Here is a 24,132-nt window from a genome sequence, read left to right as displayed (position 1 = left end):
TAAAATTTATCAAGTTAATCCCAACTATAAAATAAGCAATCCTGAATTTTCCTATTTAGAGTTGGCAATTTTGCGAAGAGTTCCTGTAATCTTTGGCTAACGATCATAACTCCAACCCTGCATTAATCCAAGGTAGGATGTACCGCTTGAAAAATCAGTTAATCGATGTCGATAGTTTTGCTCGACAGGTGACAGCAACGCAAGCACGTTTAACTCACCTGTTACATGAAGTACAGGAAACTTCAATGGTTACGGAGAATGGCTCAAATTTTATTCCTTCCGTCTGTAAAGAATTAGGAGTCGCTTCGGAGGAAATCCAGGTTGCGATCGAAGAATTACGTTGTCAAAATGAAGCGTTAACTGCCACCCTGGCTACAGCCGTAGCAGAACGGCAACGTTATCAGGAACTGTTTACCTCACTCCCCGATGCCTATCTAGTAACGGATGAATACGGATGTATTCAAGAAGCGAATCGCAGGGCTGCTGAATTGTTTGGGATTGTCGAGAAGTTTTTAGTTGGTAAACCGCTAGTTTTATTTTTGAAAGATCTCCATCAGCAATCCGTTTTAGCGCACTTACTACAGCAAGAAGCTAATCGCCCACCCCGAACCTGGCGATTACACCTGGAACCCCGCGATCGCCCAGCTACAACAGTCACCTGTTTAGTTACGCCCCACCTTGCCACCGATGGAGTGATCACTTGGCGGTGGTTAATTCGAGAAGCGGCTGGATATGAAGGGCAGTGGCTGGTTGGACAGCAAGATTCTATGCCTACTGATACAGATTCGGCTCTTCCTTGGGAAGGAGATTGTTTGCCCAATCAACATTTAGCTCGCTACAAAGTGGGAGAGCCGATCGTTATACCGCCGCAATCTTACTGTTATATCACCCAGGGATTGGTCAAATTAACCACATTGGCGCTGGATGGTGAAGAAGTTTTGTTGGGAATCTTAGGAGCCGGAATGCCCTTTGGCGGTGACTTAACTAACCTGTCAAATTATCAAGCGATCGCTTTATCTCAAGTCGAATTAGTAGCAATTCCAACCAATGCCATTACTCAGTCATCTACTCTGGCTCAATGGTTTATTGATCGAGTGAGTCAACGATTGCGACAGACCGAAGAGTTACTGGCAATCTCTGGGCAACGGCGAGTCAGCGATCGGTTGGAACAGTTTTTAGAATTCCTTAAGCGAGAAATCGGTCAATCGATCGCTGAAGGGATGCGATTAAGTGTACGCTTAACCCATGAAGATTTAGCCAATGCTTGTTGTACCACTCGGGTCACAATCACCCGTTGGTTAGGTAAACTTCACCAACAAGGCAGGATTCTTTTTGACCGCAAATATCACATCATTTTCTTAGAGCGCAGCAAGGGCAGATAAGAGATGAGTATACAAGAGGAAGATGTATTTAAAAAACGCATAAAGGCTGTAGAAAACCAGACTAGCGAGTTATACCAAACGGTCAGGGAAATCCCCTGGAAACAGCCTCAGATTGTAATTACTTGCCTGGAAGAATTACAAGTTGCGTTGGAAGAGTTACGCATTGCCGAAGAGGAACTCCGCCAACAAAATGAGAAACTTCAAGTTACCCAACAGTTGGCAGATATAGAGCGGCAACGCTATCAGGAGCTATTCGAGTTTGCTCCCGATGGCTACTTAGTCACCGATTGCAGTGGTAACATCCAAGAAGCGAATCGAGTTGCCGCCGCTCTGTTAAATATTCAGCAACGGCATTTGCTCCGCAAGCCGATCGTCAGTTTTGTGGCAGAAGAACAGCGGCGATCGTTCCGGCAGTCACTCAACCAACTTCCGATTATCCATCGAGTTCAGGATTGGGAAGTGCAGTTATGCGGTCGAGAGAGCAAACCCTTTACTGCCGCCTTAACCGTCGAAACCGTGTGGAATCATCATCAGCAGGCGATCGCGCTGCGGTGGTTAGTTCGGGATATCTCTGCCCGGAAGCATACAGAGGAATGCCTCCGACAAGTGCAACTGCAAAACCTGGAGTTACAGGAAGCCGATCGCTTAAAGAATCAATTTTTGGCAATGATATCCCATGAGTTGCGGACTCCGATGAATGCCATTCTGGGATTTTCGGAGGTATTACTGCGTCGCTTTCACCATCAGCAAGATCTGCAATATGCCGGGATGATTGAGCGAATTTTTCGTAATGGCAAACATTTGCTCACGTTAATTGAAGATCTACTAGACGTTTCTAAGATTCAGGCTGAACAGTTAGAACTGCGCTTAGAACCTTTTAATCTAGCCGAATTAATTTCGAGTACGGTAGACGATTTACGATCGCTGGCAGAACAAAAAGCGTTAATCCTTAACTTACAGTTGCCAGAGCCGGAAATATCGGTAGTGAACGATCGCTTGCGGATGCAGCAAGTCTTAATTAACCTGTTATCAAATGCGATTAAATTCACCGAGATAGGTAGTATTCAAATTGAGCTTTTAGAGCTACCAGAAGGACGACTGGCAATTACCGTTAGTGATACGGGAATTGGCATTGCCCCCGCCGATCAAGAGCAGATTTTTCAAAAATTTTGGCAGGTGAATCAGTCTACCACCCGCAAACATGGGGGGACTGGCTTAGGGTTAGCTATTTCTAAAGCGTTAGTGGAACTGATGCAAGGTAGCATTTCCGTTGAAAGCCAACTCGGTCAAGGAACAACGTTCCGAATTGAAATCCCACGCTGGGTACAACCTTAGTGGGATCAAGAGGAGTTAAAGAGGATTTGGCAGGACTGAATCCTGATCTCTGTTTCAATTCCCCTTAAGTTATAGATCGTCTTCAACATGCGCTAAAGCGGTTTCTAATAAATGAATTAACTGAGCGATCGCCGCCTGGATCTGCTGAAAATACTGCTGGCGTTTTTGGTCTGATAGTTGGGGATGGTAAAGCTTCAGTAGTTCTGTAGCGGTTGAAATCACTGTCAACGGAGTGCGGAATTCATGATTGACTCTAGTGACAAAATCAGTTTTGAGCTGGCTCAGGTAAGACGGCTGAAGAGAGGTGGTAGTAATGCGTGGCGATCGCTGACTTCCTAACTTTTGCGATCGCGTAATCCTGGCTTTACTAATTACAGTGTGATCCCGTACCAACTTTTGCTACCTCATATAGCCAGTTAAAATCCTTCTATTACAGAAATCTATTTCTAGAATAGTAGGGAAACCTGTAACGAATCTGGTATAAACAGCTTAATTGCCAAGCGTTGGCAAGCCTACTGTCACCCGAGGAGAGCTATGGCTAATCGTGACATTATTGTCATTGGCGCTTCTGCTGGCGGCGTAGAGGCACTCACCCAGTTCGTCAAACAACTCCCGGCTAATTTTCCCGCCGCACTGTTTATTGTTCTACATTTTCCAGCATTTAGTGTCAGTGTATTGCCCAAGATCCTCAGTCGGGCAGGCAAGTTACCCGCCTTTCATCCCAGTGATCAGACTGTGATTGAACTGAGGCAGATTTATATTGCCCCCCCCAACTACCATCTCCTCATTCGTCCCGGTTATATCCGGTTGAATCAAGGTCCTCGGGAACATGGACACCGTCCGGCGATCGACACGACCTTTCGATCTGCCGCCCGCGCTTATGGGTCACGGGTGATTGGCGTGATCCTGACTGGAACCCTGGATGACGGGACGGCAGGGTTATTAACGATTAAAAGTCAAGGAGGACTGGCGATCGTTCAAGATCCAGACGATGCGCTGTTTGATGGCATGCCTCGCAGTGCGCTGAAATATGTTGCCGTTGATCACATTGTCAAGTTATCGAACTTAGCATCCTGTTTAAGTCAGTTAATCCATGACCCCATCAAGGAGAATCGTTCTGTGTCTGAGCCGTTAGACCGTGAAGAGATAATTGTGGCACACGATAAAGCCGCGCGGGAACGGGGAGAGCATCCGGGAAATCCTTCTCCCTTTACCTGCCCAGACTGCGGCGGAGTATTGTGGGAATTACGGGACGGAAATTTAGTCCGGTTTCGCTGTCATGTCGGTCACGCTTACTCGATCGAAAGTATGGCAGCCGAGCAGGCAGATGAAGTCGAACGCGCCTTGTGGTCAGCCAATCGGGCGCTGGAAGAAAAAGCCGCCCTGGCTCGACGCATGGCAGTCCAGGCTCAGCAAAGCAACCGCTCTGCCTCAGAAGCCCAATTTTTGGTACGTGCCCAGGAAGCCGAGCAACATGCCGCATTATTGCGGCAAATGATTTTGCAACAGGAAGCGTCTCAACCCCCAGCAAATTCTGCTAACACTGATGAATGATCAAACATGATAAGGGCAGATTCTGCGGCATCTTTTCTATTCGTCAATGCAGCCTTCGATGTAGTGGCGATCGCGACTTCGGCGGGTGGACTTCATGCCTTAGAAGCGATTCTCACAGACTTACCCGGAGACTTTCCTGCCGCGATCGCGATCGTCCAACATGTATCCCCTCACAGCCCTGCATTGTTAGCAGATATTCTCAACCGTCACACTCGGTTACACGTCAAACAAGCCGTAGCGGACGATCGATTACAGGCAGGGACGGTGTATGTCGCGCCGCCTGATCATCATCTCCTGATCGATTCGTCAGGCATAATAACGTTAGCGCAAACGCAGCGGGTTAACTTTGCTCGTCCCTCGGCGGATGTGCTGTTTGAGTCTGTCGCCCAGAGTTTTGGGCAGCGAGCGATCGCGGTTGTGCTAACGGGTAGGGGGCAAGATGGAGCGATGGGGATTCAACGGATTAAGCAACAGGGAGGGGTGACGATCGCTCAGGATCGCACCACGGCAGAATTTTTTGCGATGCCCCAGGCAGCAATTCACACCTTAGCGGTTGATTTTGTCTTGCCTCTGGCAACCATTGCCCCCATGTTAGTCAAGTTAGTGTGTAAGGACGGACAAACGGGTGGCTAATACGAACGAAAATCCTGAGTTTGAAGCATTATTAGACTATGTGAAGCGGAGCCGGGGGTTTGATTTTACGGGATACAAACGCTCTAGCCTGATGCGTCGGGTGGCTAAGCGGATGCAAACGGTGAATATCGAAGGCTACAGTAACTATCAGGATTATCTGGAAGTCCATCCCGAAGAATTCAATTTTCTATTTAATACGTTATTAATTAATGTAACTTCGTTCTTTCGCGATCGCTCCGCCTGGGACTATATCGCCAGTGAAGTCATGCCTCGGATTATTGACTATAAGCAGCCTGGTGAGCCAATTCGGGTCTGGAGTGCGGGCTGTGCTTCGGGTGAGGAAGCCTACACGATCGCGATTATGCTGGCGGAAATTATTGGGGTAGAGCAATTCCGTGAACGAGTGAAAATCTATGCCACAGACATGGATGAAGAAGCGCTGAATCAAGCCCGTCAGGCGACCTATTGGACACGAGATGTGGGTGGGTTGTCTCCGCAACAACTAGAGCAATTTTTTGAACCAGTGGACGACCGTTATGTCTTTCGCAAAGACCTGCGGCGATCGGTAATTTTTGGGCGACACGATTTAATCCAGGATGCCCCGATCTCTCGCATCGATCTCTTGGTTTGTCGCAACACCTTAATGTATTTCAATGCCGAAACTCAAAGTCGCATTCTGTCTCGCTTTCACTTCGCGTTACGGGATGGTGGTTTTTTGTTTCTCGGTAAGGCAGAAATGCTACTCACGCATACCAATACCTTTACCCCAGTGCAGCTTAAGTGCCGCATTTTTACGAAAGTTCAAAAGCTGAATCTGCGCGATCGGTTACTCGTGATTACTCAATCCGGGCATAATGAAACCGTGAACCATCTATCTAACCATGTCCGGTTACGCGAAGCTGCCTTTGATAGCGGTCCCATGGCTCGGATTGTGATTGATGCCAATGGCGCACTGGCATTAGTGAATGAACGGGCACGGTTTTTATTCAACCTCCATCCTGGGGATATCGGTCGGTTATTTCAAGATCTAGAAATCTCCTACCGTCCCGTCGAACTACGTTCTTGTATGGAGCAAACCTATGTCGATCGGCGATCGGTGAGTTTACGCGATATTGAATGGCGCACCCCTCAAAATGACGTGGTTTACCTGGATGTGCAAGTGACTCCGTTAATCGACAACAATAATCACATTCTGGGGGTTAGCATTAATTTTATTGATGTCACCCGCTACAAGCGCCTCCAGGAAGAACTGGAACACTCCAATCAAGAGTTAGAAATGGCGTATGAGGAGTTGCAATCCACGAATGAAGAGTTAGAAACAACCAATGAGGAATTGCAATCCAGTAATGAAGAGTTAGAAACAACCAATGAGGAATTGCAATCTACCAATGAAGAATTGGAAACGATGAATGAGGAATTGCAATCCACCAACGAAGAGTTACAGACAGTGAATGATGAATTGCAACGCAGTACAGAAGAACTGAATCAAAGTAATTCTTTTTTAGAGTCTATTCTCACTAGCCTGAAAGGGGGGGTTGTTGTCGTCGATCGCGATCTGCGAGTTCAGATCTGGAACTACAAATCTGAAGATTTCTGGGGCTTACGCAGTGAAGAAGCCTTAGAGCAGAACTTTCTGAATTTGGATATTGGATTGCCTGTGGAGCAACTCCGGCAACCAATCCGCCTTTGTTTATCTGGTCTACCCGATGAAGTGTCCGAGGTCACGCTGGAAGCCATTAACCGGCGCGGCCGTAATTTTTCCTGCCGTGTCACCTGTACGCCGTTAATAGGTAGCCAGGGGCAAACTCAAGGGGTAATCTTGCTGATGGAAGAACGCAATCATGCCGAATAAGGTTGCTGCCTATCTCCCCAATTCTAGCTACTGTGTATACACATCATTTTAACCACCTCAAGATCCTGCATTTAGCCCCCCTAGCCCCCAAATTCTGGGGGGAATTCAGGGTTCAAAGTCCCCCAGAATACAGCCTGACGGCATCATAGAAAAGGGGATTTAGGGGGCTTAAAGAACTAACTAACTACCAACTATCTTTGTATGATTAGCTCTTGCAGAAGCACTTAATTAAACCTTCTGGACAAACGATCGCCCTAATAATCCCTGCGGTCTAATCAACAGAATGGCAAATAGTAAACCAAAGGCGATCGCATCTTTATAAGCGGAATATTCCCCTGGCACAAAGGCTTCAACCAAGCCAATCAGTAAGCCTCCCACTACCGCTCCAGGAATGCTCCCGAGTCCCCCTAACACAATCACCGCCAATCCCTTTAAGCCAAACCCAATGCCAAAATAAGGGCCCGCAATACTGACACTGGAACCGACTAATGTTCCGGCTAATCCGGCGAGAAAACTGCTAACAAAAAAGGTGATGACAATAAAGCGATCGGGGTTAATGCCTAACAAACTGGCGGTGGTCGCATCCTCCGCTACTGCCCGCATCGCCTTGCCGTATTTAGTGGCATTAATCAAATAGGTAAGAATAGTTAAAATCACCACCGACACCGCAAAGATGACAATCTGCACCGTCCGAATCGGAATCGGATTATCGGCTGTGCCAAAGTTGATCGCCGCTGGCAAACTACCGTAGGTATCCGCCGGAAACGTGTAGTTCTCTGCACCGACTAGATATTGAATCAAATTGACGATCACTAGCGCCACGCCCAAACTGGACACGACCGTCAGTAATGGATCAGACCGCTTCCGCCGCAACGGACGAAACGCCAACCGCTCGATCGCGACTCCGACTAATCCGGCTAACCCGCCACTGACGATCGCTGCTAACCAAAACGGTAAATTAATCGGTAATTGGGCATTCGCCAGCAACCCATTAAATCCGGTACTACCCCCCATCAAGAAATAGGTGAAATAGGCTCCCAGGGTAAATACGGCTCCATGCGCGAAGTTAATGATGCCCAGAATCGAAAAGATCAACGTATAGCCCAGGGCAAAAATGGCGTAGACACTGCCGATCGATAAACCGTTGAGGACGTTTTGCAGAAATAGCGTCAAAGTCATGGGGGATAAATAGCGTTTAATTTGCCCCCCAACCCCCAATTCTGGGGGAGCCAAACTTTCAAAGTCCCCCAGAATATAGCCTGCGGCATCGTAGAAAGGGGGATTTAGGGGGCTAGCTTGGCAAGAATTAATTTATGTCAGTGACATTCCTCCATAGTCTATAGCGATCGCGACAGAAAAAATCCCCCTAGCCGTTCTGTAATCCAGAAAAACCAGGAGGACAATCAATTGCACTGATTTCAATTCAACTTAGGATGATGGATTAAATAATGTCTGCTATATTCCCTGTACGGGCGTAGCATTCGGCATCGGTGCTGAACGCACTAACAGAGAATTCTGCCCGAATGCCACGCCCCTACCAAATCTCGAACTGATTTAATTCTCATCCCTTAGGGCGATCGTCAGGGCAGGTTTAGCGAGATCAAGTTCATCTCAAGACCCACCCCAACTGAGGATTAACGCGACTCTACAAAGTCTGCATCCAATACATCATCCTGATCGCCTGGAGAACCCGTCGCGCCATTGGCATCACTAGAACCATTGCCATTGTTGGCATTGGCATAGATCGCCTGCCCCACTTGCATCATGGCTTGTTGCAGTTCGGCACTGAGCGACTTCATGCGATCGTAGTTCTCGGCAGTAATGGCTTCCCGCAGATCCTTAACTAAGGCTTGCACCCGCTCCTTATCGGCAACCGGCACTTGCCCATTCAGATCTTGCAGTTGCTTCTCAGTCTGGTAGACCAGGGAATCCGCCGTATTCTTGGTATCGATTTGTTCGCGCCGTTGACGATCGGCTTCAGCATTGCGTTCAGCATCCTTCACCATGCGATCGACTTCGGCATCATCCAGCGTCGAAGCACCCGTAATGGTAATCGATTGCTCTTTCCCTGTGCCTTTGTCCTTCGCCGACACCGAGAGAATCCCGTTCGCATCCAAATCAAAGGTGACTTCGATTTGGGGAATGCCCCGTGGTGCGGCAGGAATGCCATCCAACCGGAAGGTTCCCAGGCTCTTGTTATCGCCTGCCATTTCCCGTTCCCCTTGCAGCACATGGATCTCCACATTGCTCTGCCCATCGGCAGCCGTCGAGAACACTTCTGACTTGCGGACTGGAATGGTAGTATTACGCGGAATAATCCGAGTCATCACTCCACCCATTGTTTCCACACCCAGGGAGAGCGGGGTCACATCCAGCAACACCATACCCGTGACATCACCGGACAATACCCCGGCTTGGACGGCGGCTCCAACCGCCACCACTTCATCCGGGTTCACGGTCATGTTGGGATCTTTATGGGTCAGTTGCCGCACCAGATTTTGTACCGCCGGAATTCGTGTGGAACCACCGACTAACACCACTTCATCAATATCTTTAGCGGTCATCTTGGCATCCCGTAATGCCTGTTCCACTGGAATTCGACAGCGATCGAGCAGGTCTGCACACATTTGCTCAAACTGCGATCGGGTCAGGGTTAAATCAACGTGCTTCGGCCCATCTTGCGTTGCCGTAATAAAGGGCAAGTTAATTGTCGTTTGGGTTGAATTCGATAACTCAATCTTGGCTTTCTCAGCCGCTTCCGTTAACCGTTGTAAGGCTTGCTTATCTTTGCGTAGATCAACGCCTTCATTGCGTTGGAATTCCGCCGCAATCCAATCGACAATCTTCTTGTCAAAGTCATCACCCCCTAAGTGAGTATCCCCACTCGTGGATTTCACTTCCACAATGCCATCGCCCACTTCCAGTAAGGAAACGTCGAAGGTTCCACCGCCTAAGTCAAACACCAGGATGGTTTCATCGTCTTGCTTGTCTAACCCATACGCCAGTGCTGCCGCCGTCGGTTCGTTGACAATCCGCAACACTTCAATCCCGGCAACCTTTCCCGCATCCTTCGTCGCTTGCCGTTGGGAATCATTAAAGTACGCCGGAACCGTGATCACCGCTTGTGTGACTTTCTCACCCAGATACTTGCTGGCATCATCCACCAGCTTCCGCAACACCTGAGCCGAGATTTCTTCTGGGGCAAACTGCTTACCCTGCGCCGGAGACTCTAGCTTGACGCTACTACCATCCCGCACCACTTTATAGGCAACTTGCTTCGATTCCTGTCCTACTTCATCATATTTGCGCCCAATAAAGCGCTTCACCGAATAGTAGGTGTTCTCAGGGTTCATCACTCCCTGCCGCTTGGCAATTTGTCCCACCAGGCGATCGCCGTTTTTGGCATACGCCACCACAGAAGGAGTCGTTCTCGTGCCTTCCGCATTCGCAATCACCACAGGCTGACCACCTTCCATCACCGCCACACAGGAGTTCGTTGTACCTAAGTCAATGCCAACCACTTTAGCCATCTGCGTTTAACCTCTCACTCTCGCCAAGGGACATGAATAATTTCTGTATGTGTCCACGGTAACGAGTAGCGAAGAGATCCAGGGTTCGGCTAGCACACCCCCTCCCACGGGTAATTGCCGTACCAGAGGAATGACTGAATAGTTGGATCTGGGACTGGCGATCTCACTCAGATCTTAATTGCCCTATTGAAACGACTCGGTAGCGCAGTATGACAGAATTAATCTCAATAAGCCTGTAGACAAAGTTACTTCTATATTTGGTAATCGTGACTATTCAGGTATTAGTTACTCAATTTCCAAATCAATGGCATAGCTGAAGTACATAAGGAATTAATCGCAATAAATCCCAAAGGGTATACCTGACACTAAATTTTTAGGGGGCACCTCGAAAAATCGAAAAAAGGATGTCTCATTCTGAGATCAGAGAGATAAGATAGCAGCAGTCAGGCCATCCAAGGACAGCAATGGGACAACAAGGGTTCTGGGATTTAGAACAGCGCCAGCAAGAATTAGCCGCCAAGAAAAGCACTTTAGAAGATTTAGACCGGTTAATTCCGTGGGAATCGTTTCGGGCACAACTTGCCGTGATCCATGACAAACCGCGCAAAAGCAACGCTGGACGCAAGCCTATGGATGTGATTTTGATGTTTAAGCTGTTAGTGTTACAGCAGTTGTACAACATCAGTGACGAAGCGTTGGAATATCAAGTCAAAGACCGACTCTCGTTCATGCGATTTTTGGGGTTAGGAATTGAAGATTCGGTGCCGGATGCGACCACAGTGTGGTTATTTCGTCAGCAGTTGCAAGCGCATCAATTAGTAGAGCCGTTGTTTGAGTCCTTTGGAGAATACTTAAGCGCGCAAGGCTATCAAGCCCAAGGGGGGCAAATTATTGATGCGACCTTGATCCCGGTGCCAAAACAGCACTTTGACCAGGATGAAAAAGCCCATCTGGAGGCTGGAAAAAGGCCACCCCAATGGCAAGAGAATCCGCATCAGGGGGCACAAAAAGATGGCGATGCGACCTGGACGAAGAAAAACGGCAAGAGTTACTTCGGCTATAAGGATCACCTGAGTATTGATGCCAACCATGGCTTTATTCGTCGCTATGCCGTGACCGATGCCGCCGTGCACGATAGTCAAGCCTTCACGGCAGTGCTCGATGCTGACAATGAAGGCGATGAGGTGTGGGCGGACAGTGCCTATCGTTCCGTCGCCCTCGAAGGGTTGCTCGTGGTCTTAACCTTCATCAGTCACATCCATGAACGCGCCTATCGCAATCGCCCCTTAAGCGAGGAACAAAAAGCCGCCAACCGAGAGCGCTCTCAAACCCGGGCCAAGGTCGAGCATGTCTTTGGGGCTTGGGTGATGCAAATGGGTGGCAAACTGGTACGCTCGATTGGACTGGAGCGGGCTAAGGTGCAGTTAGGGTTGAAGAATTTGACTTACAACTTCCTGCGTTTGGTCTTCTGGCAAACACGCCCGGTTGAAGCTGACGGATAGATCTATCCAACATCCGGCATGGCAGCAAGTGGAGCGGAGAATCCACAGCAGATTTGACGGCATAGAGGACTGATAATCGACTTTGAGACTGGAATGAGACTTGAAATTTGTAAAACCTCAATTAATCGAGGTTCCCTAGGGTAATTCTTTTCTGAAGATATATGAAAATTTGCTAGATCATCTTTTTGCCAAGGCTACTATTGAGTAGAGCCTAATAGTTAACTAGTTAGGCTATTAATTTCTAGCACATTGCATTGATAGTTTTGTAATTACATCAATGTTTAGCTTGTCTATACTCAAGGCTTAGTGTTTGCAACACTGAGTTATATGCCTGTGATATTCATTTCAATTTCAGATTGAAGAATATTGCAGTGTTCAGACAGGTGTTTAGCTAGGATAAAGTTTCTTAATTTATTAGTGAAAGCTGGCTCAATTTATGACACAAACAAATGAAGTTTTTCTTGAGCAGTTGATCAAAAACCAGTATAAAGCAGCGCAAGAAATGGCTGTTGCCACAACGATTTACGTCATACTTGCGGTATTGGCTTTACTAGGCTTACCTATCCTTTTCCAAGGTGTACCCTTTGATAAGTTGGCAGGGCTTTTGGGCGGGAGTATATTTAGCGGTTTAGGCTATACCCCTGCCAAGGAGATTTTGGATCGTCGAGAAAGAGCTAGAAATCTAGAAGCTACGCGACCATTACTCCAAGAGATCCAAAAAAGTGACACTGCCCTTAGCCTAGATGAGCAGCAAAAAATTAAAGAAGGTCTGCTAAAACTGATTGAAAAAACTGTATCCAACTAAGCCTATGTCTTTTTCACAAGATGAAATCAATTCTCTTATTGAACGGTCTGAAGAAAGCCAAATAAGAGCACGTAAGCGCACCATCATCGCAATTACTATTCCTACTGTTGCCGCAGTTCTGTACTTAGCTTTAACAGCTTCTCTGATTCTCACAGCCCAGGGCAACTTGCATGATTTAGAGAACAAGATCCAAGATAAAAGAAAGCAAATAACGCAGCTTGAACAGCAAGAAATACAGTTAGAACAACTGATTGCTGCTCAAAAAGCCCTAATTGCTGAAATCCCTCAACCGATTGTTCAAAGTGCTTATGCAGCAAATCCCAGTATAGCGAAGAAAGCTCCTTTAGTTTATATTCAGATTCGTGATCAATCACAGAAAAAGATAGCGCAAAGCCTTTCCAACACTTTGACTAAAGAAGGTTTCATTGTTCCAGGGTTAGATCAGGTTAATACAGGACCGAGTAATAGAACACAAGTGCGTTATTTTAGACCACAAGATAAGGAGATTGCAGATAACCTAGTCAAAACTCTTCAAACTTCAGGGATTCAAGGTCAAGTAGTTTCACAATTAACGAAAACTAGTAAAGCCAATCAAAAGCATTTCGAGATTTGGTTTAGCCCCAACGTACATTAACTTGCTTTTGATCGTAGTTGTGGAAGCATATTCTCTATAACTCAGACTCTTCTAGTTTTTAGAGCAGCAAAAGTTATTAGCTGTTTGGGATTTGGATATACTAGGATTAGATAACTTTAGTCTGTCAGAAAGCTTACTTGCATGACAAATCGTGAGCAATTGATGCAGGAACTTGAACAGGCTCCTGATGAAGTAGTCCAAACGCTGCTGGACTTTTTACATCGAGTCAAGGCAGTTCGCGAGACTCATCCTCTGGCAAAGTTTGCTGGAATTTTAAGTAACTCGGAGGCGGAAGAACTCCAGCAAGTCATTGCAGCAGAATGTCGGCAGGTAGATGTCGATGAGTGGTGAGATTGCCCTAGATACTTCTGTAGCGATTCGCTTTTTGAATGGAGATACAGCCGTCACTACAAAGGTATTGGCAGTACCGGAAATAGTTTTACCAATCGTAGTTGTGGGGGAGTTGCTGTTTGGGGCAGAAAATTCCACCCGTCCACTCCAAAATTTGCCTCGTTACCTAGAATTTGTATCAGCTTGTGTCGTTATCCCATTGGGAAGAGATACAGCAACAATCTATGCTCAAACCCGACTAGCCTTGAAGCAGAAGGGACGACCAATCCCCATGAACGATGTATGGATTGCTGCCCAGTGCATAGAACAGGGTTGGGTGCTGGTAACAGATGATCAGGATTTTAGTTACGTGGACGGGTTAATTCTGGAACGTTGGTAGCTTGGTTTAACACAACGTAGACGTTTGAGCATTGCCAAATAATTAACAGCAGAATTTAGCCTGGGGTAGAGGCGGGCAGCGATCGCATTCGCCAAAATAACGGAGCAGCGATGCGGTTGGCGAATCTGGAGTCAGGTTCGACTTCGGTTTGCTCGATTTTGGTGTGAGAAAAGACAATATCAAGGAATTGTAATATTTACTACACTCCCTCTCATAATTGTGCATGATGGGAAGTAGGAGAGCCGCTCTTAAATCTAGCGACTGTATTACACACGGCTACTCGCGATCGCAGAATTTGCTGAATCCAATTTGTCTGAATTTTGACCACTCTTCTTCTCATAGAGAGTGATAAAAATCACATTAGGAGTTTTCCAATGCGCTTTCAAAACGCTCTGGTAGGCTTGAGTGATCAGGCTATTCTTGTGTTTAAAAATGTGACCTTGAAAATGAGTGAACTCCGCTATGCCCTGGATCTAGCCAACAGCCAGATGGCAGAAGCGATGATGACAGAATTGCAGGCTCAAGAGATTGAAATTGATTTGGGCAGATATACACCAGAGGGGCAATGGAGCCGGGTCGATTCTCCCGCATGGTTTCAGCAGGGGATTGCCTGTGATGTATTACAGCCCGATATTCCCGTCGCTCAACCAGGGCGACTAAAGCTAAAAATTCAATTAGAATTCTGTCCGGATGAACCCGAGGACTGCGATCGCTGACGAGGCTCGTAGTAGCATGGCTAACAGCACTTATTCCCGCAAAACGAACTGTGAGCCATCCCCGCATTCTCTGTCTTGGTGAAATTCTGTATGACTTCCTGGCCGACCAACCAGGGTTGCCATTAGATCAGGTGAAATCCTGGACTCCCTATCCGGGAGGCGCTCCGGCGAATGTGGCGACGGCATTAGTTAAGTTAGGCACATCCAGTGGCTTTATTGGTTGTGTCGGACAGGATCACTTAGGCGAATCGCTAGTGCAATTGTTGCACGACATTGGTGTGGATGAGACAGGGATTCAGCGCCATGCTACGGCTCCCACACGGGGGGTTTATGTCGTGCGATCGCTGACCAACGATCGTAGTTTTGCCGGGTTTGGTGACTATCAAACCACAGAATTTGCTGACACGCATTTGCAAGCCGATCAGATTCCCGCAACCCTATTTGAATCGGCGGAATATCTGGTGTTAGGCACATTAGAAATGGCGTATCCCGATAGCCTAAAAGCGATCGAACGAGCGTTGCAATTAGCCGATGAACACTATGTCAAAATTCTGCTGGATGTCAATTGGCGACCCGTCTTCTGGCAAGATCCGACGATCGCACCCAAAATGATTCACGACTTAATCGAGCGGGTAGATTTTCTCAAACTGTCAGATGAAGAAGCCGAATGGCTGTTTGACACCACCGATCCAAGTGTAATTGCCCACCGTTTAGAACATGTGGAAGGGGTGTTAGTCACCGCCGGGGAAAAAGGCTGCGCTTATTACCTCAGTGGCAATGATGGCAAGGTTCCCGTATTTCCAGTGGAAGTAGAAGATACCACTGGAGCCGGGGATAGTTTTGTCGCGGGCTTTTTGCATCAACTCTGTAAATTCGGTGTCCAACACCTATCTGATCCAGAGATTGCCAACCGGATGGTAACTTATGCCAGTGCCGTAGGAGCCTTGACCACAACCCGACCCGGCGCGATCGCGGCTCAACCAACTGCCGCCGAAGTCGAAGCCTTTCTGCATCTGCAACAACAACCCAGCTAAAACCATTGCTATTGGACAATGTTGCTTAGGTTCCACGATCGCCTCTCAGTCGTCACTTTTAAGGGACAGTTTTTGATGGCAAAGGGGATTTGTCCTATGAACTTTGATGGTTGGCTAACCAAGTCATCAACTCTTCCGGCTGCGTGAAATCTAATAATGCCTCCCCCAGGGCTTCAAGTTGCTCAATAGACAGAGCCTGAATCTGAACCAGCATTTCTGGTGTAAGACTGCCTATTCTGCGGGTGAGAAGTTTAAGGATGAGCGATCGTCCTTCTTCTTGCCGACCCTCTTGTCTGCCCTCTTGTCTGCCCTCTTGTCTGCCTCTCTGCTCACCCTGACGTTCGCCTTCGCGCAAAATCTCTTGATACCAGGGTGACTCTCGCAACACTGCCATATCCCACCTCATAATTTGCCGCACGACTTCGCTCTCCAACACAAAACTAGCAAAAAATGCCAGCAACGATTCCAATTCGACCAACTGCTCATCCTGCCGTAATTGATTTAAGGCTTGTTGCACTACAGTTGACTCGCCGCCATTTTTCAAGACCGGAACAAACGGTAGCAAGGCGCTTAATGATCGCTCAAACACGATCGCGGCATCGACCTCCCATAAATTGATTACCTAATAATCCTGCCGTGCTTGTAATCCCAGAAAAGTAGATTCAAAGCGATCGCGAATTGTCACCGTGGTAGACGGAGGCAAAATATTGACTAAAACAGGATAGGTCGGTAATCCATACTTCTCGGTTGCCAGTCCGGCATAGGCTCGCATTCGGGATGGTAGCTTGTCGTTATAGCGTAATTGCAACTCATTTAAGATCAAAAATTCGCCTTGCGTAGGGCTATAAGCTTTCATCAGCACATCGTTTTCGCGACTGATCCATTGAAACTCTGATCCCAGGATTTCTTGGGCAACAATATCGTCTTGCTGAGTTACCCATTGCACCCAGGCATTTGGAGCCAAAGCGATCAGCCGTTTGCCACCAATATCTGCTTTTTTAACCACAGTCTGAATTCAAACTAAGTAGTTCAAATATCCTACCTATTTTTCTTCCGTTCTAGCGTTTTAGTACCTGCCGGAATCTAGTAACTGGAAAACTCATCCATGGGTTTTGTGGTCAATTTCACTCTGCAACCCATTTGAGCTACAGTTGCATTTGAAATTTTTCAGTGTTTATAAAAGCAGAGTTATAGAGGAGATATCGTCATACATTGAGTCAACCTACCTCTAAAGCACCCAGTCATTGGCAAATCGGGCTGGTGCTAATGATTGGCATTCTTGCCGCTTCTACAGCTGCCATTTTAATTCGACTCGCGATCGCCGCCGCCGCTATCCAAGGAGTCGGATTTAGTTTGGTGTTAGCCGCTTCCCGCCTCACGATTGCCTCGATCGTACTGCTACCGACCTGGCGATCGATTCAGCGTCGCCCACCCGCGATCGCCGCCTACCAAGCTGCCGCTGCCGCTGGACTTGCCTTAGCCATTCACTTCGCGACCTGGATTACCTCACTGTCTTACACCTCGATCGCGGCTTCTACTACCCTTGTCACCACGAATCCGATCTGGGTGGCGCTGTTCTCCTGGATCTGGTGGCGAGAACTTCCCTCACGCTTAACACTGGCTGGCATTGCGATCGCTCTATCCGGCGGCATTCTGATCAGCTTAGGGAGTGAATCTTCGACGGTGATTAGTAGTCAACCCTGGCTAGGTAATGGTTTGGCATTAATGGGAGCCTGGGCGGCTAGTGCTTATTTCCTGTTCGGACGGGAAGCCCAACGGCAAGGCATGGGAATTGGTGGTTATGCAACTGTAGCGTATACAGTGGCGGCGATCGTCCTACTGCCGTTACCGCTGCTGATGGGTACATCCTATCGTGGCTATCCGACTCTCACCTATGGCTATATGGTGCTGATGGCGTTATTACCGCAATTAGTTGGGCATACTAGCTTCAATTGGGCAGTCCGCTGGGTGTCTCCGACCCTGGTGACATTGGTGATTTTATTTGAACCCGTCATTTCCAGTATTTTGGGCTACTGGCTATTTAGGGAAGTCCCTGGAGTAACCGTGTTAGCGGGAGCGGGAGTAATGTTGCTAGGAGTGGCACTGGCTGCCGTGAATCGCTAAGTTCGATTGAGGAAGATTGAGAAATACTATCGGATCACAAATAAATGTGATGAACGTCACACGTAAGTATGATCACGATCGCTTCATAAAGTTGCATTAACCGGGATACTAAAGAAGACTCAACTTTAGCCGAGTCATCAACAGGGAACACACGACTGGCCGATCGGTTTCTTCGAGACCGTCGGTTTTTTGTTTTAAAGAGATTTAGCTATGGTGATCAAAATCACAGGGTAGTCTGATAGCGATCGCTCACTCAAGTTTAGATAACTGGTCTAATAAAGAAGACTCAACTTTAGCCGAGTCATCAACAGGGAACACACGACTGGCCGATCGGTTTCTTTCGAGACCGTCGGTTTTTTGTTTTAAACCCAATTCATTTTGTGATGAGAATCACTGGATAAGTTGATTTCGATCGCTCACCCAATCAGTAAAAACCGGGATATTAGAGGAGACTCAACTTTAGCCGAGTCATCAACAGGGAACACACGACTGGCCGATCGGTTTCTTTCGAGACCGTCGGTTTTTTGTTTTAAACCCAATTCATTTTGTGATGAGAATCACTGGATAAGTTGATTTCGATCGCTCACCCAATCAGTAAAAACCGGGATATTAGAGGAGACTCAACTTTAGCCGAGTCATCAACAGGGAACACACGACTGGCCGATCGGTTTCTTTCGAGACCGTCGGTTTTTTGTTTTAAAGGGTCATTACTTAACGCATTGCTGCCATCGTGTTCTTCCACGACAGTTCCTTACACAACACCATCAATGCTCGTTGATCTGCACCTTTAAACAAATTGCTATCAATTAATTCGGTTAATACCTGCTGGGTCAGTTGGGAGGCAAATGTCCCTCCGCAGCGTAGTAAGTGACTGTAATAACAGAATTGGGGTTTCTGAGCCGCATTCAAGTGAAACCGATACACCTCTTGCTGAGTCATGGTGTAAACCGGCGTATTCACGGGAACCACCACTCTGGGAATGCCGTGAACTCCATAAAAGGTGTTGTTCTCCCATTCCAACATGCCGATCAAGACTGTCCAGAGCAAGGTACGGGTTTCGGTGATCAGATCGGGGGTAAAGACTGGATCGGGTTCGCTAGACAGGCGAGGTCCCATATTCAAAAACATGGGATTGAACAGTTGCGAGTTGTAAACAATCCCGATCGCCCAATGGCGATCGTCGGAGTCTAACCGGACGAAGCTACCAAACCCATAATCATCGGGCTGGGGCGGTTCGGCATAATCCATCGCATCATCCAACTGCACAATATAGTCACAGTGAGAATTGGATTTGACCACTTTGCCCAAACGCATTGCCAATGCTCCTCAACGTCCAGTCATTCTAAGGATACGCGGGAATCGCCAAATCTGAACACCTGTACTGAGGCAACGATCGCGCAACAATCCTGATTAGTCTCACTGTCAAACTTCTGGCAACACCGTTCTAAACAACCGTTGTACAGCTTGTCTGGCTGCCATAAAGCCCCCATCAAAGTAGATTGCCGCGATCGCCGCTTCCAATGTATCTACTAAAACCTGGGGCTGTTCTTCAATTCGTTGTTGTCGTTCCACCGCACTCAGTTTGATCAAGTAGCCCAACCCGATCGCGATACCCACTTGGCTCAGAACAGTTTCTCGCTCCAGTTCCAATTCCAGTTTTTTGACTAATAATTCCGCTTCAGTTTGATAGCCTGCCCGCACCAAGCATTCGGTTAAAACCATTGTGACGATCGCATTCCCCAACATCACATAGGCTTCCTGGTGTTCACAGGATTGCGGTTGTTCCAACGCATAAGCTTTCCGCGTCAGCGCCCGACTCAATAACCGCTTATCAAAAAAGTAATACCCTAACTTCTCTTCAACCACCTGAGACATAACTTCCCCACCTCCCTCATCTCCCCATCTTCGCTAGCGCCCTCACCCCTGACCGCCCCACTGCGAATACGGATACTTCACCAAATTCGAGTTATAGTAACGCGGATCATGAGAGACTTCCTCACCAATCCAACTGGGCAGGTCGATCGCCTGATTGGCATCGCTTAATTCCACCTCTGCCATGATCAAGCCTTGATTGTCGCCCGCAAACTCATCCACTTCCCACACCAACCCGGATTGCACAATTTTGTACCGCGTTTTTTCGATTAACGGTCGATCGCAGAGCGTTTGCAACAGTTCCCTGGCATCCTCGATCGGAATCACGTACTCATATTCACTCCGACTAATTCCCTGGGTTGCCCCTTTGATCGTCAGGTATCCCTGATCTCCGGCAATCCGAACTCTCACAACTCGTCCGTCTGTTTTAGCGATATATCCCTGCGAATAAACCACTCCAGGAGCTAGTTGCCGCCAGTCGTCGCCGATGACTAAGAATTTGCGTTCGATTTCGGTAGGCATGGGAGGTTGGGGATGGGGAGGATAAGGGAGATGAGGAAGATAAGGAAGATATTAGGAATGGGCGATCGCGGGAGTGATGGCTTGTTGGAGGGTTTGCAGGGTTTGTTGGACTTGTCCGGTTTGTAACAGGGTTTCGGTATGGGTGATGCCATCGGCGATCGTGGAGCAAACTCCTAGTCGCCACAGGTAAAAGCCACCATTCCAGAGGGTCGATCGCCAGAGTTCGGAGAGTTCCCCCTGTAATACAGTGTGCATCGCTGTCACCAAATTTGCTGTCGTATCTAGTGGCACGTTGGTACCTTCAAACCCATAATCACGAGGATGCAGGTGTAAGCGCTCAAAGTCACGATCGCGATCTTGCATCCCAATAATGCCAGTGCGTTCTCTGGGTAGATCGCCACTGCCTTCCAACCCTTTCACAGTCGTAAATTGCGTGATCCCTCGGTGAGCAAACGTCTCCCGAAATCGTTCTTCGGTGGGAGGATGGACGTATCCGGCGACCACATGGGTTTCACCCGCGTAGGGCGACCACATCAGTTCCATTGTGGCTAACGGGGGACGTTTACCAATTTGCTCCCGGTAGGGCACTAAGCCGTGAGCTTGGGGGAAATGGGTCGGTAGATAGACAAAGCCAATGCCAGTAGTCTCTAAGACCGCCTGAGTTTGGCTCAAGGACAGCAACGACCAATCAACCCCCAGCCCTTTCCAGTAATCGATTAAGGGATCGCCTTCTTTCGTTGGCATCCGATCGCCCCCATGCAGCAACACTGGACATCCGGCGGTCGCCAGAATCAGCGCCGTTAAGGGCAAGATGGGAGCCGTTCGCGATCGCCCATCATAGGGAACCCCAAACACAGTCACAGGATGATCAGCCGCGATCGGGGCTAACTGCGGTCCCAGTTCCGCATAGGCATCCAGCATTCCGGCTAGTTCGGTACTGGTGGGGCGACGAATTCGGTGGGCAATCATAAATGCGCCAATTTGGGCGGGGGTCGCTTCCTGAAGCAACATCATCCGCATGGCAGCAGCAGACTCCTGGCGGGTTAAGCTCTCGCTGGTATGGGTGCCACTCCCAATCTTGCGAAGCAGCTCTCGAAAGGCATGACTCATAGATAACAATGACGAGGAGCTAGGAATAAGCCATTGTAAAGGCTATTGCGTCAGAGTTGAACCAGCAAAAGGTCATCAGTTGGTCGCAAGAGTCAGGGCGATCGCATTAGCTTCTCCCGCATCCAGCCTTGATTCTGGTTAGCAAGTTAAAACCATTCATTACAAGATCAATGGCTCAATTTTTGCCTGCACCTCCTCAACTAAGCTGTCTGGAACAGTTTCGATGAACTAAATGTTACAGGACAGGAGGGCTAGGGAACCTGAGAGATTCACCCTACATTAACACCAGAAGGCTTTCCGTTTCACTACTTTCAAATTGAGTAATTGTGTCAAAATTGTTTATCAAAATTTGAATAATCAACGATGTTGGACAATTGCCAATCCGAAGATAAATAAATTTAGGGGGATGACCATAAAGTAAACTGCGCTGGTGAAAGTCAGAATCTTTGGAAACAAGCACAAATCCATTTATCTTTGCATATTCCCAGATCACCACATCATCCGTATTGATCAGTCCTAATGGCTTGACATGCTCAGAATCCGGATAGAGATCGACAATTCTGGGAATAATCCGGTCTGATAGGTTTTCATCCAATAGCAGCTTCACAGCGATGCCACAAATATCTTTTTCTCACGATCGGCGGCAAACGCTAGACAAGCTTTGATGTCTTCCGAAGTAAGTTCAGAAAAATCCTCAAGAATTTCTGCCTCGGTCATTCCACCTGCCAAATATTCCAAAACATCGTACACTGTGATTCGCATTCCCCGAATACACGGCTTGCCGCTGCGTTTTCCAGGTTCAATCGTGATGATGTGTTGGTAGTCCATAAAGTGGTATGAGAGAATTTTGTTTATTATAATAGGAACTTTTGCTGCCTACAGACCGAGAATAGTGTGAGAGCTTATCTGCAATGTATTGAGCCACTGCTGCTAAAGTTCTCACTGGTAATGATTTCAAAATGACCAAAAGATCGCTGCTTTGCTGTAACGTCGTTGGCGAACTCCCATAGACTTTTTCTCGGTTGCAGCCTTGCCTCTTCATTTTACCTGAGCCATGAATGTGGCAATTTCTGCAACAGTGGAGGGAGTAGATCAAGCGAAGAACGTCCTACATGAAATAGAGTAGGTTAACGTTTCAATTGAACGGCTGTTAGTAACTTTTGCTGTAACACCGACTAAACTTGTTCAGTCCGCTCCAATTAGGTTGTTAGACCGTACCTCACCGATCGTCCTCGTACACAATCACAACGCTTCAATCTTGACGATACCGCCCTCAACATTATCGACCTGCAATCGATATCCGCGAAGTATTGCCAATCCTAGCAGGGGTTCCGTTTCGGCTTCGGCAATATCGATCGAGCGATACTGTCCATCCCAGATTACGGTTCCAGTGTAAAAGTCAAGCAGCGTTTTGCTACCATCCCCCAGGGTCGCTATATTGGAAGTTCTCCAAGGCAATCCAAGACGAACAATTATTTCAGAGGGCAAAGACAAGAATCCATCAAATCCGGTGTCAATTACGGTATTGACAAACTCTCGTTGCCCATTTGAGTTCCTGACTATGAGGGGAAGCGTTAATTCATAACGGAAATTAACAACTCCATAAATCATTAATCCTTTTTCAAACTCCTCGAACCAAAATGATAGACAGCGCTGTGCCCAACCCGAAGCGTCCAAGGTTGAGCATCAGGCTGGCGTTCATAGAGCCGCTCAGTTGCACCCATAAGGGTCTCATCGACTTCAAACTCTCCGGTTTCAATGTCGATCGCCACAATTTTGCCCTGATTGCCTGTTTCGACTTGCTGCCGAATGCCAGACTCATAGAGTTCTTGCCCACGTCGAGCTAACTCTTCTTTGCTGTAACGTCGTTGGCGAACTACCATAAGCTTTCCCTCGGTTTCAGCCTTGCCTCTCCATTTTACCTGAGCCATGAAGGTGGCAATTTCCGCAACAGTGGAGGGAGGAGATCAAGCGAATGCCCTACATAAAATAGAATAGGCTAACGGCTAAATTGAGCATCGGTGTGTGATCTAGAACATAAATGTAAAAATTCTCAATCACTGCTCCAATGACTTGTTGGCTGGTTTACCAAAAATCCACTAATTCAAAAAACTTTCGTATTCGTCATGCTCACCAATCCAGAACCAGTAATAATCTTCACCTTCTTTTAAGGCTAAGGCTCGATAGCCAGCACTGATCCGAGCAGACCAAAGTTTTTTACCAACTTTTTTGAAATGTAGAGAGGGATGAAGTGAGTTTTCCTTCCAAAGCCTGTACGCTTTTCGCGCTTGCTCTTTCATGTCAGGTGACAATTCAGCGTATGCTTGCCAAAAATCAGCCGTCGCGAAGGACTTCATCTAAATCTCTGATGTTGTTGGTCGCTATATCTGCCTCTGCTCTAGCAATCAGGTGATCTAATTTCCCTGCTGCCACATCTGCTTCAATCTGTCTGTCCCACATTTCATCAAGATATTCTTGCAGCCAGTTTGCCAGAGCGCGAATTTCACTCTCTGGCAGTTGCTTAATCGCTAACTCGACTTCTAGGCGATTAGTCATATGACAATTTCATATTTACAGATTAGCCCATTTTATCGCTAACTATGGCTTGGAGGTCAGTGCTGTTGGCACTCTATTAGATGATAATTGCTTGACCGATCGCACCACACGACACCGCGATCGCTTTTAGCTTGCAACGATTTGAATTAAGAAAATGCCTGTTTGCTTTCTATTTGTGTGTTTTCTATCTAAGTACGGGACAAAAGTTGTAGAGATTGCAAAAAGTCGGACCCATTAGACG

The 24,132-nt window shown here is 47.5% G+C and carries 28 protein-coding genes; 13 read left to right on the top strand and 15 right to left on the bottom strand.

Annotation, left to right across the window (positions count from 1 at the left end):
• The first annotated feature begins 146 nt into the window (after positions 1-146).
• Both ACN4EK_RS12630 and ACN4EK_RS12625 read left to right on the top strand, forming a co-directional pair.
• Entirely contained in the window at positions 147-1,382 is a 1,236-nt protein-coding gene (locus ACN4EK_RS12630; protein ID WP_431658251.1) for a Crp/Fnr family transcriptional regulator, read from the top strand.
• 3 nt (positions 1,383-1,385) lie between these two features.
• Positions 1,386-2,717, top strand: coding sequence for a PAS domain-containing sensor histidine kinase (locus ACN4EK_RS12625; RefSeq protein ID WP_431658250.1), 1,332 nt, complete (start codon positions 1,386-1,388; stop codon positions 2,715-2,717).
• A gap of 69 nt (positions 2,718-2,786) precedes the next feature.
• On the opposite strand, the gene ACN4EK_RS12620 is transcribed toward ACN4EK_RS12625, so the two are convergent.
• Positions 2,787-3,110 carry a histidine kinase dimerization/phospho-acceptor domain-containing protein gene (locus tag ACN4EK_RS12620; protein WP_431658249.1) on the bottom strand — a complete coding sequence of 108 codons (324 nt, stop codon included), beginning with the start codon at positions 3,108-3,110 and terminating at the stop codon, positions 2,787-2,789.
• Positions 3,111-3,251: 141 nt separating this feature from the next.
• Between ACN4EK_RS12620 and ACN4EK_RS12615 the strand changes: the two genes are divergently transcribed.
• Genes ACN4EK_RS12615 through ACN4EK_RS12605 form a run of 3 tightly spaced genes read left to right on the top strand, consistent with a single transcriptional unit; the run spans position 3,252 to position 6,756 of the window.
• Positions 3,252-4,271, top strand: a complete 1,020-nt coding sequence (locus tag ACN4EK_RS12615; RefSeq protein ID WP_431658248.1) for a chemotaxis protein CheB — start codon at positions 3,252-3,254, stop codon at positions 4,269-4,271.
• 6 nt (positions 4,272-4,277) lie between these two features.
• Complete coding sequence (locus ACN4EK_RS12610; RefSeq protein WP_431658247.1) at positions 4,278-4,904, top strand: chemotaxis protein CheB; 627 nt, start codon at positions 4,278-4,280, stop codon at positions 4,902-4,904.
• Complete coding sequence (locus tag ACN4EK_RS12605; protein WP_431658246.1) at positions 4,897-6,756, top strand: CheR family methyltransferase; 1,860 nt, start codon at positions 4,897-4,899, stop codon at positions 6,754-6,756. Before ACN4EK_RS12610 ends, ACN4EK_RS12605 begins: the two co-directional genes overlap by 8 nt.
• A 228-nt stretch (positions 6,757-6,984) precedes the next feature.
• On the opposite strand, the gene ACN4EK_RS12600 is transcribed toward ACN4EK_RS12605, so the two are convergent.
• Together ACN4EK_RS12600 and dnaK are read right to left on the bottom strand one after the other, a co-directional pair.
• Positions 6,985-7,989 carry a branched-chain amino acid ABC transporter permease gene (locus ACN4EK_RS12600; protein WP_431658245.1) on the bottom strand — a complete coding sequence of 335 codons (1,005 nt, stop codon included), beginning with the start codon at positions 7,987-7,989 and terminating at the stop codon, positions 6,985-6,987.
• A gap of 401 nt (positions 7,990-8,390) precedes the next feature.
• Positions 8,391-10,286 carry a molecular chaperone DnaK gene (gene dnaK, locus ACN4EK_RS12595; RefSeq protein WP_431658244.1) on the bottom strand — a complete coding sequence of 632 codons (1,896 nt, stop codon included), beginning with the start codon at positions 10,284-10,286 and terminating at the stop codon, positions 8,391-8,393.
• Positions 10,287-10,750: 464 nt separating this feature from the next.
• Here dnaK and ACN4EK_RS12590 point away from each other — a divergent pair, with 464 nt between their 5' ends.
• The 7 genes from ACN4EK_RS12590 to ACN4EK_RS12560 all read left to right on the top strand — a co-directional run bounded on the left by ACN4EK_RS12590 (position 10,751) and on the right by ACN4EK_RS12560 (position 15,707).
• A complete protein-coding gene (locus ACN4EK_RS12590; protein ID WP_431655305.1) occupies positions 10,751-11,788 on the top strand; it encodes an IS5 family transposase in 1,038 nt (345 codons plus the stop codon).
• Between the two features lie 436 nt (positions 11,789-12,224).
• Positions 12,225-12,593 carry a hypothetical protein gene (locus tag ACN4EK_RS12585; RefSeq protein ID WP_431658243.1) on the top strand — a complete coding sequence of 123 codons (369 nt, stop codon included), beginning with the start codon at positions 12,225-12,227 and terminating at the stop codon, positions 12,591-12,593.
• Between the two features lie 4 nt (positions 12,594-12,597).
• On the top strand, positions 12,598-13,227 hold the full coding sequence (locus ACN4EK_RS12580) for a hypothetical protein (RefSeq protein WP_431658242.1): 630 nt from the start codon (positions 12,598-12,600) through the stop codon (positions 13,225-13,227).
• 141 nt (positions 13,228-13,368) lie between these two features.
• Positions 13,369-13,578: a hypothetical protein gene (locus tag ACN4EK_RS12575; protein ID WP_431658241.1), complete on the top strand. Its 210-nt coding sequence runs from the start codon at positions 13,369-13,371 to the stop codon at positions 13,576-13,578.
• Positions 13,568-13,957: a type II toxin-antitoxin system VapC family toxin gene (locus tag ACN4EK_RS12570; RefSeq protein ID WP_431658240.1), complete on the top strand. Its 390-nt coding sequence runs from the start codon at positions 13,568-13,570 to the stop codon at positions 13,955-13,957. The genes ACN4EK_RS12575 and ACN4EK_RS12570 overlap by 11 nt, the downstream gene beginning before the upstream one ends.
• A 374-nt stretch (positions 13,958-14,331) precedes the next feature.
• Positions 14,332-14,673, top strand: a complete 342-nt coding sequence (locus ACN4EK_RS12565) for a KGK domain-containing protein (RefSeq protein WP_431658239.1) — start codon at positions 14,332-14,334, stop codon at positions 14,671-14,673.
• A 50-nt stretch (positions 14,674-14,723) separates the two neighbouring features.
• The gene (locus ACN4EK_RS12560; RefSeq protein ID WP_431658238.1) at positions 14,724-15,707 is read left to right on the top strand and encodes a carbohydrate kinase family protein; all 984 of its coding nucleotides are present in this window, start codon (positions 14,724-14,726) and stop codon (positions 15,705-15,707) included.
• A gap of 94 nt (positions 15,708-15,801) precedes the next feature.
• Here the strand turns inward: ACN4EK_RS12560 and ACN4EK_RS12555 are convergent, their stop codons facing one another.
• Positions 15,802-16,296 (bottom strand): Rpn family recombination-promoting nuclease/putative transposase, encoded by a 495-nt coding sequence (locus ACN4EK_RS12555; protein ID WP_431658237.1) that lies wholly within the window; start codon positions 16,294-16,296, stop codon positions 15,802-15,804.
• Positions 16,297-16,329: 33 nt separating this feature from the next.
• Positions 16,330-16,713 (bottom strand): RpnC/YadD family protein, encoded by a 384-nt coding sequence (locus ACN4EK_RS12550; protein WP_431658236.1) that lies wholly within the window; start codon positions 16,711-16,713, stop codon positions 16,330-16,332.
• Positions 16,714-16,919: 206 nt separating this feature from the next.
• Between ACN4EK_RS12550 and ACN4EK_RS12545 the strand changes: the two genes are divergently transcribed.
• Entirely contained in the window at positions 16,920-17,831 is a 912-nt protein-coding gene (locus ACN4EK_RS12545; RefSeq protein WP_431658235.1) for a DMT family transporter, read from the top strand.
• Between the two features lie 711 nt (positions 17,832-18,542).
• Here ACN4EK_RS12545 and ACN4EK_RS12540 read toward each other — a convergent pair.
• The 10 genes from ACN4EK_RS12540 to ACN4EK_RS12495 all read right to left on the bottom strand — a co-directional run bounded on the left by ACN4EK_RS12540 (position 18,543) and on the right by ACN4EK_RS12495 (position 23,891).
• Positions 18,543-19,145: a hypothetical protein gene (locus ACN4EK_RS12540; protein WP_431658234.1), complete on the bottom strand. Its 603-nt coding sequence runs from the start codon at positions 19,143-19,145 to the stop codon at positions 18,543-18,545.
• A 108-nt stretch (positions 19,146-19,253) separates the two neighbouring features.
• The gene (locus ACN4EK_RS12535; RefSeq protein WP_431658233.1) at positions 19,254-19,706 is read right to left on the bottom strand and encodes a ribonuclease III domain-containing protein; all 453 of its coding nucleotides are present in this window, start codon (positions 19,704-19,706) and stop codon (positions 19,254-19,256) included.
• Positions 19,707-19,748: 42 nt separating this feature from the next.
• Entirely contained in the window at positions 19,749-20,225 is a 477-nt protein-coding gene (locus tag ACN4EK_RS12530; protein WP_431658232.1) for a CYTH domain-containing protein, read from the bottom strand.
• A gap of 51 nt (positions 20,226-20,276) precedes the next feature.
• Positions 20,277-21,335, bottom strand: a complete 1,059-nt coding sequence (locus tag ACN4EK_RS12525) for an anthranilate phosphoribosyltransferase family protein (RefSeq protein ID WP_431658231.1) — start codon at positions 21,333-21,335, stop codon at positions 20,277-20,279.
• Between the two features lie 274 nt (positions 21,336-21,609).
• Complete coding sequence (locus ACN4EK_RS12520; protein WP_431658230.1) at positions 21,610-21,942, bottom strand: DUF5615 family PIN-like protein; 333 nt, start codon at positions 21,940-21,942, stop codon at positions 21,610-21,612.
• Complete coding sequence (locus ACN4EK_RS12515) at positions 21,939-22,163, bottom strand: DUF433 domain-containing protein (RefSeq protein ID WP_431658228.1); 225 nt, start codon at positions 22,161-22,163, stop codon at positions 21,939-21,941. The genes ACN4EK_RS12520 and ACN4EK_RS12515 overlap by 4 nt, the downstream gene beginning before the upstream one ends.
• A 414-nt stretch (positions 22,164-22,577) precedes the next feature.
• Positions 22,578-22,793, bottom strand: a complete 216-nt coding sequence (locus ACN4EK_RS12510; protein ID WP_431658227.1) for a hypothetical protein — start codon at positions 22,791-22,793, stop codon at positions 22,578-22,580.
• 152 nt (positions 22,794-22,945) lie between these two features.
• A complete protein-coding gene (locus ACN4EK_RS12505) occupies positions 22,946-23,218 on the bottom strand; it encodes a hypothetical protein (RefSeq protein ID WP_431658226.1) in 273 nt (90 codons plus the stop codon).
• 216 nt (positions 23,219-23,434) lie between these two features.
• The gene (locus tag ACN4EK_RS12500; RefSeq protein WP_431658225.1) at positions 23,435-23,692 is read right to left on the bottom strand and encodes a ParE family toxin-like protein; all 258 of its coding nucleotides are present in this window, start codon (positions 23,690-23,692) and stop codon (positions 23,435-23,437) included.
• Positions 23,670-23,891 carry a hypothetical protein gene (locus ACN4EK_RS12495; RefSeq protein ID WP_431658224.1) on the bottom strand — a complete coding sequence of 74 codons (222 nt, stop codon included), beginning with the start codon at positions 23,889-23,891 and terminating at the stop codon, positions 23,670-23,672. Before ACN4EK_RS12495 ends, ACN4EK_RS12500 begins: the two co-directional genes overlap by 23 nt.
• Positions 23,892-24,132 lie beyond the last annotated feature (241 nt).

This window comes from Pantanalinema rosaneae CENA516 (assembly GCF_050753385.1).
Classification (GTDB): domain Bacteria; phylum Cyanobacteriota; class Cyanobacteriia; order Leptolyngbyales; family Leptolyngbyaceae; genus Pantanalinema; species Pantanalinema rosaneae.
The sequence above is the reverse complement of the archived record's forward strand: the minus strand, read 5'-3'. Positions and strand labels throughout refer to the sequence as shown.

Excerpts from the sequence above, each read along its gene's own strand:
- ACN4EK_RS12625 (WP_431658250.1), top strand. The coding sequence starts at position 1,386 with ATGAGTATACAAGAGGAAGATGTATTTAAAAAACGCATAAAGGCTGTA.
- ACN4EK_RS12615 (WP_431658248.1), top strand. The coding sequence starts at position 3,252 with ATGGCTAATCGTGACATTATTGTCATTGGCGCTTCTGCTGGCGGCGTA.
- ACN4EK_RS12610 (WP_431658247.1), top strand. The coding sequence starts at position 4,278 with ATGATAAGGGCAGATTCTGCGGCATCTTTTCTATTCGTCAATGCAGCC.
- dnaK (WP_431658244.1), bottom strand. The coding sequence starts at position 10,286 with ATGGCTAAAGTGGTTGGCATTGACTTAGGTACAACGAACTCCTGTGTG.
- ACN4EK_RS12590 (WP_431655305.1), top strand. The coding sequence starts at position 10,751 with ATGGGACAACAAGGGTTCTGGGATTTAGAACAGCGCCAGCAAGAATTA.
- ACN4EK_RS12585 (WP_431658243.1), top strand. The coding sequence starts at position 12,225 with ATGACACAAACAAATGAAGTTTTTCTTGAGCAGTTGATCAAAAACCAG.
- ACN4EK_RS12580 (WP_431658242.1), top strand. The coding sequence starts at position 12,598 with ATGTCTTTTTCACAAGATGAAATCAATTCTCTTATTGAACGGTCTGAA.
- ACN4EK_RS12575 (WP_431658241.1), top strand. The coding sequence starts at position 13,369 with ATGACAAATCGTGAGCAATTGATGCAGGAACTTGAACAGGCTCCTGAT.
- ACN4EK_RS12570 (WP_431658240.1), top strand. The coding sequence starts at position 13,568 with ATGAGTGGTGAGATTGCCCTAGATACTTCTGTAGCGATTCGCTTTTTG.
- ACN4EK_RS12565 (WP_431658239.1), top strand. The coding sequence starts at position 14,332 with ATGCGCTTTCAAAACGCTCTGGTAGGCTTGAGTGATCAGGCTATTCTT.
- ACN4EK_RS12540 (WP_431658234.1), bottom strand. The coding sequence starts at position 19,145 with ATGCGTTTGGGCAAAGTGGTCAAATCCAATTCTCACTGTGACTATATT.
- ACN4EK_RS12535 (WP_431658233.1), bottom strand. The coding sequence starts at position 19,706 with ATGTCTCAGGTGGTTGAAGAGAAGTTAGGGTATTACTTTTTTGATAAG.
- ACN4EK_RS12530 (WP_431658232.1), bottom strand. The coding sequence starts at position 20,225 with ATGCCTACCGAAATCGAACGCAAATTCTTAGTCATCGGCGACGACTGG.
- ACN4EK_RS12525 (WP_431658231.1), bottom strand. The coding sequence starts at position 21,335 with ATGAGTCATGCCTTTCGAGAGCTGCTTCGCAAGATTGGGAGTGGCACC.
- ACN4EK_RS12515 (WP_431658228.1), bottom strand. The coding sequence starts at position 22,163 with ATGGACTACCAACACATCATCACGATTGAACCTGGAAAACGCAGCGGC.
- ACN4EK_RS12505 (WP_431658226.1), bottom strand. The coding sequence starts at position 23,218 with ATGGTAGTTCGCCAACGACGTTACAGCAAAGAAGAGTTAGCTCGACGT.
- ACN4EK_RS12500 (WP_431658225.1), bottom strand. The coding sequence starts at position 23,692 with ATGAAGTCCTTCGCGACGGCTGATTTTTGGCAAGCATACGCTGAATTG.
- ACN4EK_RS12495 (WP_431658224.1), bottom strand. The coding sequence starts at position 23,891 with ATGACTAATCGCCTAGAAGTCGAGTTAGCGATTAAGCAACTGCCAGAG.